Below are 12,644 nucleotides of genomic sequence, written 5' to 3' on the forward strand. Positions count from 1 at the left end.
ACATGAGCCCACTGGCCGAACCCTGGCACCCTCAGCGCATCAAGGTATGGCACTACCAAGCCCAGTTGTGCCAGCCATTGCTCATTCCCGCCTACCCCGACAGCGCGACCGATCAGCGTGAAGGGCTATTGCTGGAAGCAGAAGGACCGGAGGGCAAACGCTGGGCTGAAGCCTCACCGCTGCCAGGGTTTTCTTCCGAAACCCTGGCCGCACTGATCGACGCAACCCCCCAGGCCATTCATCATTGGCATGCCCATGGCCTAGCATCACCCGAAACACCAGCCAGCCTGGCTTTCGCCTTAAGCACCCTGAACGGGCCAGAGTGCCATGAATCAAGCCCCCGCCAGACACCGATGTGCTTGCCGATCAGCCGTTTACTGACCGCTCAAACGGCCCTGAAAACCCTCCCGCAAGGGGCCAACGTCAAGGTCAAAGTGGGGCCAGAAGATATCACGACTCATTTTGCTCGACTCACCACAATCACCCACCAACGGCCCGATTTAATACTCCGACTGGATGCCAACCGGCGCTGGTCTCAGGATGCAGTCTATGCGGCGATGCAACAGCCGTGGCGGGGCCAAATCGACTACTTTGAAGAACCCTGCCCCACCGCTGCCGATCAATATGCACTCGCCGAAGCAGGCATGCCCATTGCATTGGATGAAACGCTGCATGAGCCTAGCTTTGACCTCGCCAAGCTGGCTCACATACGCGCCCTGGTCATCAAACCCACTTTATGGGGCTCACTGGACCGGCTCAGACCTTTAATCGCTGCTGCTCAGCAACAACACTGCGCCGTTGTTTTTTCTTCCAGTTTCGAGGCCTGTGTCGCCGCGCAACAGCTACGTCAATTAGCCCACCACTACTCACCCAACACGCCCGCTGGGCTGGATACTGAGCACTGGTGGCCAGAACCGCTTTTGGCACGGGCCGGTGCCACAGAGGGCGGCTGGGCACTGCGCCCCTCGTCCCCATTACGTCAGGTGAAACCACTGTGTCAGATCACGTTTTAGCGTCACACCCCGTTTTAGAGACTCGTTTTCCACTCAGTGACTGGGTCACACATGATCCAGAGGCGCCGCTTTTGTATCTCGCCGAAAAGCATCAGTCACGAACACGGGCAGAAGTCTGGCAAACAGTCTGCCAGCATGCTCAAGTTTTAGCCGATGCGGGGTTATCGCCTGGGGACCATGTGGGGTTAATCGATCATACCAGTGAGACACTACTCTATTGGTTACTGGCCTGCTGGCACCAAGGGTTGGTGGCTTGCCCCTTATCACCCCGCTGGACACTCGACACCCGTCGGCAGCTGGTACAGCAACTGAACCTGAAAGCCGCCTGGTGGGCGGATGATGATACGATCGGCCTGCCCCAGGATAGCCCGCTGATCACGCTGACCCGCCCAGGCCAGCCCGCTTCGCCTCTCACCTCACTGAAGGCCGAAGACGGGCCTACAGATGATTTATCTTCAAACGCCTTATCCTCAAACTTTGAGGCCACCAATCCCTGCGTCATGGTATTAACATCAGGTTCTACCGGTCATCCGAAAGCGGTATGCCATTCTTTTGCCACCTTGAGTACCAATGCGCGAGGGTGTCGACTGCCCTACACAGCGGCAGACCGTTGGTTACTCTCCCTCCCCCTCTATCATATTGGGGGCATTGCCGTCGTCGTACGCACACTGCTCAAGGGCGCCGCCTGGGTACTCCCCGGTCAGCGGCAACAATTGCTCACCACACTTGAGCAACAACCCGTCACCCATATTTCCCTGGTCTCGACACAACTGTATCGACTGCTACAAGCCCCCACGTTCACGGCCTCAAAGCTTGCCCTCACGACTTTGATGCTGGGCGGTGGACCCTTTGCCCCCAGCCTACTGCAAGCCGCCCGTGCTCGCGGTTTCGATTGCTGGCTGAGTTACGGGCTCAGCGAGTTTGGGGCACAAGTGGTGACCGCACCGGCCCGCGATGATGGCAGTATTGAGAGTGATGGCAGCCATGCCGCACTTCAGATTCGTCAGGGCGAACTTCACTTACGCGGCCCGGCGGCGCTGCTGGGGTACTGGGATAACGGCCAATTAAACTCACCGCTGGATGCCGACGGCTGGTATGCCACCGGCGATCTGGCACGGCTTGAGCAAGGGCGCTTATACCTGGAGGGGCGGCGCGATAATCGCTTTATTTCTGGAGGGGAAAATATCCAGCCGGAACTGATCGAACAGGCCTTACTGCAACACCCGGACACACAACAAGCCATCGTGGTGGCCGTCACCGACGTTGAATATGGCCAAAGACCGGCAGTGTTTATTGACGCCGACTGGATGCACCGCCTTTCCCCCAACCAGCGTCTAGCCCACATTCGTCACTGGCTCAATGACCGCCTACCTCGATTTATGCACCCAGACCACTGCTGGCCCTGGCCTGCGGATCAAACCGGATTAAAACCTAATCGGCGTGCGTTATTAGCCACCGCAGAAGAGTACTTATCATCCGATACCGCAGATCCGCACGCCTAAAGGGGGCAAGCCACATCAAAAGAGCATCAAATCACATAAAAAAAAAGCTGCGCAGCGGGAGATCACCGACGCAGCCTGTAGAGCTAAAGTAAGGAGTTAATTTAGCGTAGACGATTCTACATGAAATGCGACAAAGTCGCGTAATCACTCCGTCTAAATTCAGCCACAGATCTTCTTCAACCACAGACCTTCTTCAAATACAGGCCTTCTTTAACTAACAGCGCGGATTAACGTGCTCCGTTGCTTTCACAAACCCCTTCTTTATAAAAAAGTGGCTTCGTGCGAAGCAGGTTCACATCATTATCCAACGAATAAATCCCTAAAGAATCACCGGAACCCAACGCATAAGTCCATCCCCAAGCCACGGTTGCTCGCATTCCCGCCACATGTTCCGCCGTTGAGCCAAAGAAAGGATCGCAATCGGGTGCAGCAGGGCCAGTCTTAACACTGACTTGGCTATGGCCACTTTGCCCCACCACATTTAAACGATAAAAGTAAGTCGTCTCAGCGTTCAGGCCACTATCAGCATAACTCCCACTAGAGATAGGCGCTGGCGTGACGGTATGGTAAGGCCCATCAGCCGCAAGCGCGCGCGTTAGCTGATAGTGCTGCTGAGGGTCATAGCGCCAATGGAATGAGGCTTCATCATCACTCGTATTGGCCGCCACCAGCTCAACCGAAGAGGTCGTAGCAGCGGGCGCCGCGCTCTGGGAGGTCGCCGTCACCACCGTGGTTGAATGAGCGGCATTCTCTTGAACCGGCGCCTCAGCCAAACGTTCCGCCATAGCCCAGAGGGCGGCCATCTGCAAACCCTGACGAGAAGCAAACTGATGCCCGGTATAACCCCACCAATCCCAACAGCCCTTGGGGTTCATCGGGCTGAGATCAGAGGCTTGAGTCTGCGGATACAAAACCACAATATGGTTAGTATCAGCCCAGGCGTTATAACCGGCATGCCGATAGAAATCATCACCAATGCGATCGGCATACTGCAAACAACCGTGCAGCGCGATATGCAAACGACAAGATGCCTGCTCACAAGCGGCGGGCACGTAGGCATACCCGGTCTCAGCCATAGAAGATAAAGAAACGTCATACGATGACAGGTATTCATATTGAGAAAACTCAATAATACGACCACTTAACCCTTCATCATCAGCAGAGCTCTCAACCGGCTTTGGATTCAAAGTGCCATAAATATGCTGGAGTAACAGCCCGGCCCCATCAAGATCACAGTCATTGATAAAATCCCCGCCAGTGACCGCACATTCCTGACCGAAATGCTGAGTAATTTGAGCATGCCCGGCATCTTGATTATCTTTGTAATAGACATGCCCAGGGGCCACCAAGCGACGGTAATAAGTATCCAGGGCATCCATCGTCCCCTGCTTGACAACCCCATCATTGTATCCCGAATAGAGCCAAACACGATCATCACGCATCTCAGCCGGATCAGCGATATCTCCCTTCTGAGCCGCCTGCATAAGGGCCTGATAAGACTGATCGGCATTGGCGTGACCAGCCATGCACACATTCAAGGCCTGATAGACCCCGCCCTTCGCACACTGATAAGGGCCACCCGCAAACACACCGATCCCCACCACCGAATCAGCATAAGCGGCATGCCACTGAACCGCCATAAAGGCCCCAGAAGAAATGCCTGAAATTGAAGTATTTTCTAGATCGACATTCAGGGCAGGCAAAGGGTTAGCAAACGCAAAGCCGGGCAAAAGCCCCGTGAATAAGAAAGCCCCGATCAAGGCGCGCCCTCGACCGCTCACAGGTCTATAACCCACACGTCGACCGAACGCTCGCCGAAGAGCCCCTCTTCGAAAAGCACTAATGTGCTGGTGAATAGTATGACGAGTAAACATCATGGCCTAACTCCATTTGAACATGAATGAATGATCAATGTAGGCCATGCAGAGGAAGGAAAGGATTGGAATCCTTAATCAAGCATTCGGGATTTATCAACTTTCATGCTGCAATGCAGCGATCAGACCATCAACTCAGACCATCAACACATCCTGTCATCACACCCCGTCATCACACTGTTGAACGCACGTAACTCTCCGCTTCCATTTCACAGATTTCAACTGAGATCGCGGTATGACTCAGACCCAACTGCTTCAATTGCTCTAAGACCCGAGCGGTCAGTTGCTGCTTGATCTCAGGGGTACGGCCCGGTAACAGCCTTAAACTCACATGGAGAAAATCGTCGGCAGGCTCACCGATGCGATAATGATCATAGCCGATGCCGCGCACCTTAATGGCCGCAGCGGGCGCAATACCGGAATCCAACACACTTTGAAATACAGTATCAACCCATACCGCAGGCTCGCCCTGCTGCTCAAGTGAGCGAGAATATTCAATAATACAATGGGGCATTGAAGTGTCCTGAATTAGGTTTAATCAGTGAACTGAGTGCAATGGCCGGACACTTTCAATCACCACTCAAACAATCACCACTCAAAGGCATATCGGCTGCTTGAGGGCCAAGCTTATGTCCGGCTCAAATTAGGCGTTAAAAATAACACGAGTTATAGCGTATTCGACACCTCGATCAGGTTGCCATCCGGGTCTCGTACATAAAGTGAAATCAAAGGCGCTGTCGCCCCGGTTCGTTTCACCGGCCCATCTTCAACGATGACCCCCAACTTATCGAAGTGCATCATCACCGTTTCAAGCGGGGTCGCCGCAATGAAACATAAATCAGCACTCCCTGGCTGCACGTGAGTGGCTTTCGGCTCGAATTCCTCACCGGCTTGATGCAGGTTAATCTTCTGCTGACCGAACACCAAGGCTGTACGTCCTTCACCAAACGTAATGGCCGTCATGCCCAATACATCCTGGTAAAAACGCACGGTGGCAGGAATATCCTTGACTGTTAACACCAAGTGATCCAGGTGGCTTATATCCATCATTATGTCTTCCAACATCAAAACAAGTCACAAGCGGCTTGTTTAAGCTAAATGCACGATGCTAATAAGGCTCAATAGCCCACTCTATCCCGAAATCAACACTCAGTGATAAAGTAATTGAGCCGCGATTCTCCTCATCAGCGCCCCGAGGGAGGTCAGCACTTCCGGCTTGGCCTCAGCTTCTGTCATTGAGACCGCGATACCCGCTGCGGGCTGTCCCTGAACATCAAAAACAGGGACGCCAAGGCACACCATGCCATCACGGACTTCCCCCTCATCCAGAGCATACCCCCGATCACGGGCGGTCTGCGCCTGTTGCTCAAAAGCTTCAATGCTGGTGACCCCTTGCGCAGTCAGTGGCGGTAACCAATATTGAGTCAGAATCTGATGACGCCGCTCAGCCGACATAAAGGCCAGCATCGCTTTGCCCGTTGCCGTATAGATCGCCGGTAAACGCATCCCCCGTTGCGGTGAAAACCCCAGCGGCTTGAGTGAGTGTCGATAAGCGAGATACATCACCTCACCTTCAAGCAAGGTGGATAAGGTCACCGTGTAATCCTGTAGCGCCACCTCTTGATTCAATAACCTTTCAAACTCATGCACTAGGTCAGAGCGTTTCAAATAAGCTGAACTCCAACGCAACGACGCAGGCCCCAACTCGAACCCATCGCCCGTGAGCCTGAGCAACCCTAAATCACATAGAGTGTCACATAACCCATGGGCCGTACTTTTCGGTAATTGCAAAGCACGCGCCAAATCAGAAAGCCCTGTGGCCCGCGGTGCTGTCGCAATAAAATCCAAGATCGCCACAGTTCGCTCAACGGCAGGGACACGCCGCTTCGACTTGCTTTCACTCATAATCAGCTCCTTGATCTACAACTTTGGTCATAAAGGCAGACGTCAATGCACCCGCGTGTATTGACACAAGCGGCCTCGTCACCTAATTTTATCCCATATTTAGAACAGCGTTCACAATAGTGAACAAGCATTTTCGGTTAACTTAATATTGGAGCCTATGATGGCGACACTGAAAACCCCTTCGCTCTTAAAAGACCGCTGCTTTGTTAACGGACAGTGGGTCGCAGCAGCCTCTGGTAACAGCATTGAAGTCCGCAATCCGGCCGATGATAGCCTGGTCGGCACCGTGCCCAAAATGTCGCCCGATGAGATTCCAGCAGTGATTGAGGCCTCCCAAAAGGCCCAAGCAGAATGGGCTCAGTGGCCCGCCAAAGAAAGAGCCGCAGTGTTACGTCGCTGGTTTGAGTTAATGCTTGAACACGCTGATGATCTCGCGCTGATCATGACCCAAGAGCAAGGTAAACCGCTGGCCGAAGCCAAAGGCGAAATTGGCTATGCCGCCTCTTTTATTGAATGGTTCGCAGAAGAAGCCAAACGTATTTATGGCGAAACCATCCCCGCGCCCAAAGCCAATCAGCGCCTGACCGTACTGCGCCAACCGATTGGGGTCACCGCCGCCATCACGCCTTGGAACTTCCCCTCCGCCATGATCACGCGCAAAGCGGCACCGGCACTCGCCGCAGGCTGCTCCATGATCGTCCGCCCGGCTGACCTCACACCTTTATCGGCCCTGGCGCTGGCGGATCTGGCCGCACAAGCGGGCATCCCCGCAGGCGTCTTCCAAGTGGTGACAGGCTCCGCCAGCCAAATCGGTAAAGTGCTGACCGATAGCGACGTGGTCCGCAAACTGTCCTTCACCGGCTCCACCGAAGTCGGCCGCCTGCTGATGGCGCAATGTGCCCCGACCATCAAAAAACTGTCGTTAGAATTAGGCGGCAACGCACCCTTTATCGTGTTTGATGATGCCGATCTTGATCAGGCCGTTGAAGGGGCCATGGCCTCCAAATACCGTAACGCCGGGCAAACCTGCGTCTGTGCCAACCGCATCCTGGTACAACGCGGCGTTTATGATGCCTTCGCTGCCAAATTGGCCGAAAAAGTCAAAGCCCTGAAAGTCGGTAACGGCCTCGAAGCGGGCACCGAAATTGGCCCGATGATCGAAGCCAAAGCCCTCGATAAAGTGGAAGACCACATTCAAGATGCGGTCAGCCAGGGCGCCACCCTGATCCAAGGCGGTCAACGCTTGGGCGGCCTGTTCTTTGAACCCGCCATCCTGACCGGCGTCACCCCGCAGATGAAAGTCGCTCAAGAAGAAACCTTCGGCCCACTGGCACCGCTGTTCCCCTTCGATACCGAAGAAGAAGCCATCGCCATGGCCAATGACACCATCTTCGGCCTCGCCGCCTACTTCTTCACCAACGACTATGGCCGCATGGTGCGCGTCTCCGAGCAACTTGAATACGGCATGGTCGGCCATAACACAGGCCTGATCTCCAATGAAGTCGCGCCCTTTGGCGGTGTGAAGCAATCCGGTTTAGGCCGCGAAGGCTCACAGCACGGTATTGAAGAATACCTCGAACTCAAATATATCTGCAGCGCCGTATAACGCCTGCAGCACCCTCTCACGATCGATTCCAGATCAACAGATAAATCAACGATAAGCGACAGAGCGTCCCTGGTCGCAGGGGCGCTCATTTCATCCTTCCTGACCCCAGGTAATGAGGAGTTGTCCCATGTCCACCTCCGGCCATTCAATGCCGACATTCAGTTTTCACGCCCCCGGTGCCATGCACCTGGAATGGGGCGGTACCCGCCGTCTCGGTGAACTGATGTCACAATGGTTTGAACAACGCAACCTGCTGATTGTGACGGATAAATTCCTTCATGAAGCGGGCCTGCTGGAACCGGCCAAAGATTCACTCAAGGCCGCCGGCTTCCACATCTCGGTATTCGATGACGTCGTCGCCGACCCGCCCGAATCCGTGCTGATGAGCTGTGTCGAACAAGGCCAACAAGCCAAAGCCGATCTCGTCATTGGCCTGGGCGGCGGCTCCTCCATGGACATCGCCAAACTGGTCGCCGTCATGCTGGTGGCGCAACAACCCTTATCTGAGCTGTATGGTATCGACAAAATCAAAGGCCATCGCGTGCCTTTAGTGCAGATTCCGACGACCGCCGGTACCGGCTCTGAAGCCACCAACATCACCATCTTAACCACCGGTGAAACCACCAAAATGGGCGTTGTCGCGCAGCAACTCTACGCTGATCGCGTCCTACTGGATGCCGAACTCACCGTCGGCCTGCCCCCGCTGCCCACCGCAGCCACCGGCATTGATGCCATGGTGCATGCGATTGAGGCCTATACCTCAGCGCTGAAAAAGAACCCCTTATCGGATGCCTTCGCCCGCGAAGCCCTCAAATTACTGACTCAGCACCTCGTGACCGCCTGCACCGATGGCCAAAATCGTGAAGCGCGCGAAGCCATGCTGCTCGGCGCCAACCTAGCCGGACAAGCCTTCGCCAATAGCCCGGTCGCCGCCGTGCATGCTTTAGCCTACCCCCTAGGCGGCCATTACCACCTGCCCCACGGCTTGACCAACGCTCTCATGCTGGGCCCAGTATTGCGCTACAACATGGCGAAAGCCGCCCCTTTATATGCTGAACTGGCTGACGTCGTGCTCGGTGCCAGTGACGACAGCGTAGAAGTGCGCAGTCAGCGCTTTGTCGATTACATGCAGGATCTAATGAATCGCTCAGGCGCGCCCCAACGCCTACGTGATGTCAAAGTCACCGAAGACAGCCTGCCGACCTTAGCCAAAGACGCCATGCTGCAAACGCGCCTGCTGATGAACAACCCCGTAGAAGTGACCGAAGCAGACGCACTGGCGTTATATCAAGAGGCTTTCTAACGCCTCAGCAACACTAATCATCCCGATCCACTTTGTGCCCATGAGTGGATGGCTTCAATAAAGTCATCCAGATGCACAAAGTGGGTATTGTCATTCCTAAAACATAATAAAGAGAGAACGCCATGCGCTATACGCGAGTGGATGGTCAAGAAACCCCTTATTGGCCAGCGGGCCCGTTTAAAATCCGCTTACCTTTTATTCATTATCGAATAGAATGGCCGGATTACTTTCAAGGCTTATTAATGTGTGCGGTCGATCTTGCGGCCATTCCATTAATGACCGAACTGCTGGGTATGCCCTTTGAAGTGGCCTTGGCTGTGGCCATGCTCAACGGTTTATTCTATTTAACCCACCACCTACTCGGTGACCCGGTTGTGCCCGGCTGGATTACCCCAGCGATTCCCCTCTTAATGACCTACTGTGCCTCATTTCCGGAAGGGCCTGAACGCGTGCATGCGCTTGTCGCCTTCCAGTTAATGCTCGGGATATTCTCCATCGGCATTGGCGCCTCGGGATTAGCCCATAAAGTGGTGGCACTGATCCCCCAAGCGATCAAATCTGGCGTCATCATCGGCGCGGGCATTGCCGCCGTCATTACCGTATTCAAACAGGGCGGGCGTTTTGACACCTTCCCCATCACCATCTCTGTCACCGTCGGCATCGCTTTCTATGTGATCTTCTCACGCCACTTCGCCCACCTAAAAGCCAACTACAAAGCTTTCAACATGCTGGGCAAACTGGGCATCTTCCCGATTGTCGCCTTGGCCATCATCGTCGGCCCCCTGGCCGGAGAAACCCCCTGGCCGGATATTCAATGGCGCATCACCAGCCCTGATTTCATGACATTATGGAAAGAGTACACCGTATTTGGCCTGGGCTTCCCGCCGATTGAAATGATCCTCAGCGCCATTCCGACCGTTTTAGCCGCCTACATCGTCCTCTTTGGGGATGTCTTACAAAGCCGAGCCATTCTGGAAGAAGCCGACCACGAACGCCCCGATGAAGTGGTTGAATACAACCCAGACCGTGCCCACATGATCTTCGGTGGTCGTAACGCCATCATGTCCATCATCGGGCCGGACGTCACCATGTGTGGCCCTCTCTGGGCGGCCATGCACGTCGTCATCGTTGAACGCTTCGCCCAAGGCAAAAAAACCATGTACTCCCTGTTCGGTGGCGCAGGCTCCTTCCGCTGGGGCACCAACACCGGGCTCTTACTCATGCCCATCGTCACCCTGGTTCAACCGATTCTCGGCATCGCCCTGGCCCTGACCTTACTGATCCAAGGCTACGTCTCAGTGCGCATCGGCATCATGGAAGCCCGCTCACAACGTGACCTCGGCATCGCCGGCATCGTTGGCGCCGTACTCGCCACCCGAGGCGCCACCTGGGCCTTCGCCGTCGGCGTCGTCCTCTGCCTCCTGGTTTACGGCCGAGACTTCTTCCGTGGCGAAAAAGACAACACCTTCGTCAAAGACCAAAACGACACCTCAGCGCACTAACCCACCCGGCCCCATCCCCATGGGGCCAACCTTTCCCCTCTCACGCTCTCCGTCACCCGCGACGCAGTTAGAACTGCAAATATATACAGTAACTAAAGTACAACCACTCAAATCAATAAATCCCTACTTTCCAGTGGCATAAACGCAAAACCTACATCTATTCTATATCGCATAACTCAGAAACGACGGATGGCGGGGTAGCTGCACAACCTCCGTATGCATGCGGGCTTTGGCAAGAGATAAGCACGCATGCGCAGTACTAAAAATGTTGTGCTTAAGGAGGGGGGAGATGAGAGGTCAACTAATACTTAGTATAGGAGTCTTCTTCGTTGCTCTCGCGCTCGGATATATGATCGGTGGATCGGGTACGCCCGTTGTGGGGGCAGTAGCGCCAGCCATATTCGGTTTGGTCGCAGCTGCGCTGAGTCTGGTAGCTTCCGGTCGCATTCCACACTTGGACCCGAGATCCGTCGACGCTAGCCAGCAAACTAATGCCAGTGCACCTGTACGGGTTGGGATAGTGCTGACCACCTTCGCGGTAGCATTCATCTTCGGTTCAGTTGTTGGGACGATGGCGCGGACGCAGCATTGGTTCGCTCCGGAACCTTCGGCTCCTCCTGCGTTTCCTTGGGCAACTCACGAATTGGATCCACCTACGATCAAAAGCGCACTTCAGTGGATTGGGCTCCAGAAAGCACTCCTAGAACGCGGATACACGACCAATGAGATCAATGATCTGTACGACATTCAGTCAGCGGAGTGGCAGAGATTAGCTGACCAACGCAAGGATCAAGCCATACAGCAGGATTTCTTGCCGCCTATTGATATAGATTTGACGAAGATTTTAGGGGCTGGGAATGAACATGACGGAAATGACGGATTCAGCCCATATTCACAGGAAGTTCCGTATTTTATCCGGGAGCAAAACCAGCAGCCCAAGGGCCCATAACGAGTAGTAGTTTTGATTATGTGGAATCAATTATCTCTATCGAGTTCCAGATGTGTCAAATGACTCCAGACAGTGGGTTGTCAGGATGCAATGAGCAGCGGGCCATAAAGTACAATCGGTAGCCGAGGGTGCCTAGCCATCAGCCCCACAACACCTTGCATGCGGGTCCGCACAGGGCGTTTCACTCAGGATAGTGAAGCTTAATCCAATCCTCTCGTAGCAAGTAAAGACCCTCAGATCTCAGGTAGTCCAGGGACAGTGCCTGATTGATTCCCGGGGTTTTAGCGCTACGCCACGGCCCTTTGCTGGCAATGCAGCACGCCACTAGCTTGAACATGAACACCAAGCCGTCAGCACGCCCACCCCTTGACTCCCCCCCTACCCTAGGACATTATTCGCGAGCCGCTGCAAAATCAGTGGCCGGGTTTGGTCGCCCGATTCACAAAGGCGCACAGTAGCGCCATCGGTGCTTTTTTGTGCCTGCCAGTTATGGCGGGCCGTGCGCGGGAGCCTTCGGGCTGCCGGGTTTCTTTGTGACCGGTCGACCAACCTGCGTACGGTTCGCCTCCAATCCATTTGGTCGTGGAGAGGCGGACTCTAATCACAAAAGAGTTTTTCGTCATGACGACAGCCGCCCCAACTCAGGCTCATTGTGTCCGCAAGTCTCCCGCGAGTCCGCTCAGGTTTCACCACCGAAAGCCGTATCCCCTTCATCAGCTGCCCTTTATCGATAACGTGCCGGGCAAGCGTGGCCTGTCTTTCTGGGCCGTGCCGAAAACCGGGGGTTACTCTGGCGGTTGTAAGACCGGCGAATCATTGGCACGGATCTACCTAAAACAGCTCAAAACACACCACACAGATTTCAACGAAGGCCGCCTTCAGAGCATCGTGCTCGATATGTGCGAGGTTGAGCGCGGTGGTGACCCTGAACAGGGCGCTTTGTGCGGTCAGGTAGTGGGTTTCTTTAGCGAGTTGGAATGCTGGCTGATT

The 12,644-nt window shown here is 54.7% G+C and carries 11 protein-coding genes; 7 read left to right on the plus strand and 4 right to left on the minus strand.

Going from position 1 to position 12,644, the window contains the following annotated elements; genetic code table 11:
- Positions 1–2 precede the first annotated feature (2 nt).
- A complete protein-coding gene (gene menC / locus BFW38_RS07945; protein WP_068997903.1) occupies positions 3–1,013 on the plus strand; it encodes an o-succinylbenzoate synthase in 1,011 nt (336 codons plus the stop codon).
- On the plus strand, positions 995–2,515 hold the full coding sequence (locus BFW38_RS07950) for an AMP-binding protein (RefSeq protein WP_068997904.1): 1,521 nt from the start codon (positions 995–997) through the stop codon (positions 2,513–2,515). The genes menC and BFW38_RS07950 overlap by 19 nt, the downstream gene beginning before the upstream one ends.
- Before the next feature lie 227 nt (positions 2,516–2,742).
- On the opposite strand, the gene BFW38_RS07955 is transcribed toward BFW38_RS07950, so the two are convergent.
- The 4 genes from BFW38_RS07955 to BFW38_RS07970 all read right to left on the minus strand — a co-directional run bounded on the left by BFW38_RS07955 (position 2,743) and on the right by BFW38_RS07970 (position 6,294).
- Positions 2,743–4,392 carry an extracellular catalytic domain type 2 short-chain-length polyhydroxyalkanoate depolymerase gene (locus tag BFW38_RS07955; RefSeq protein WP_068997905.1) on the minus strand — a complete coding sequence of 550 codons (1,650 nt, stop codon included), beginning with the start codon at positions 4,390–4,392 and terminating at the stop codon, positions 2,743–2,745.
- A gap of 169 nt (positions 4,393–4,561) precedes the next feature.
- Entirely contained in the window at positions 4,562–4,903 is a 342-nt protein-coding gene (locus BFW38_RS07960) for a 5-carboxymethyl-2-hydroxymuconate Delta-isomerase (protein ID WP_068997906.1), read from the minus strand.
- 152 nt (positions 4,904–5,055) lie between these two features.
- On the minus strand, positions 5,056–5,439 hold the full coding sequence (locus BFW38_RS07965; protein ID WP_425427895.1) for a VOC family protein: 384 nt from the start codon (positions 5,437–5,439) through the stop codon (positions 5,056–5,058).
- 99 nt (positions 5,440–5,538) lie between these two features.
- Positions 5,539–6,294, minus strand: a complete 756-nt coding sequence (locus BFW38_RS07970) for an IclR family transcriptional regulator (protein ID WP_068997907.1) — start codon at positions 6,292–6,294, stop codon at positions 5,539–5,541.
- 160 nt (positions 6,295–6,454) lie between these two features.
- Between BFW38_RS07970 and BFW38_RS07975 the strand changes: the two genes are divergently transcribed.
- The 5 genes from BFW38_RS07975 to BFW38_RS17950 form a co-directional block, all read left to right on the plus strand.
- A complete protein-coding gene (locus BFW38_RS07975; RefSeq protein ID WP_068997908.1) occupies positions 6,455–7,900 on the plus strand; it encodes an NAD-dependent succinate-semialdehyde dehydrogenase in 1,446 nt (481 codons plus the stop codon).
- Positions 7,901–8,048: 148 nt separating this feature from the next.
- Positions 8,049–9,203 carry an iron-containing alcohol dehydrogenase gene (locus BFW38_RS07980; RefSeq protein ID WP_218186476.1) on the plus strand — a complete coding sequence of 385 codons (1,155 nt, stop codon included), beginning with the start codon at positions 8,049–8,051 and terminating at the stop codon, positions 9,201–9,203.
- Positions 9,204–9,325: 122 nt separating this feature from the next.
- Complete coding sequence (locus BFW38_RS07985) at positions 9,326–10,705, plus strand: hypothetical protein (RefSeq protein ID WP_068997910.1); 1,380 nt, start codon at positions 9,326–9,328, stop codon at positions 10,703–10,705.
- Between the two features lie 520 nt (positions 10,706–11,225).
- Entirely contained in the window at positions 11,226–11,654 is a 429-nt protein-coding gene (locus BFW38_RS07990) for a hypothetical protein (RefSeq protein WP_139116578.1), read from the plus strand.
- A gap of 621 nt (positions 11,655–12,275) precedes the next feature.
- The coding region (locus tag BFW38_RS17950) for a hypothetical protein (RefSeq protein ID WP_068997913.1) at positions 12,276–12,644 on the plus strand (369 nt) is incomplete at its 3' end.

Origin of the sequence: Terasakiispira papahanaumokuakeensis (assembly GCF_001709345.1) — a bacterium.
GTDB classification, from domain to species: Bacteria; Pseudomonadota; Gammaproteobacteria; order Pseudomonadales; family Halomonadaceae; genus Terasakiispira; species Terasakiispira papahanaumokuakeensis.

Coding starts and splice junctions, on each gene's coding strand:
- menC (WP_068997903.1), top strand. CDS start 3: ATGAGCCCACTGGCCGAACCCTGGCACCCTCAGCGCATCAAGGTATGG.
- BFW38_RS07955 (WP_068997905.1), bottom strand. CDS start 4,392: ATGATGTTTACTCGTCATACTATTCACCAGCACATTAGTGCTTTTCGA.
- BFW38_RS07960 (WP_068997906.1), bottom strand. CDS start 4,903: ATGCCCCATTGTATTATTGAATATTCTCGCTCACTTGAGCAGCAGGGC.
- BFW38_RS07965 (WP_425427895.1), bottom strand. CDS start 5,439: ATGATGGATATAAGCCACCTGGATCACTTGGTGTTAACAGTCAAGGAT.
- BFW38_RS07970 (WP_068997907.1), bottom strand. CDS start 6,294: ATGAGTGAAAGCAAGTCGAAGCGGCGTGTCCCTGCCGTTGAGCGAACT.
- BFW38_RS07975 (WP_068997908.1), top strand. CDS start 6,455: ATGGCGACACTGAAAACCCCTTCGCTCTTAAAAGACCGCTGCTTTGTT.
- BFW38_RS07980 (WP_218186476.1), top strand. CDS start 8,049: ATGCCGACATTCAGTTTTCACGCCCCCGGTGCCATGCACCTGGAATGG.
- BFW38_RS07985 (WP_068997910.1), top strand. CDS start 9,326: ATGCGCTATACGCGAGTGGATGGTCAAGAAACCCCTTATTGGCCAGCG.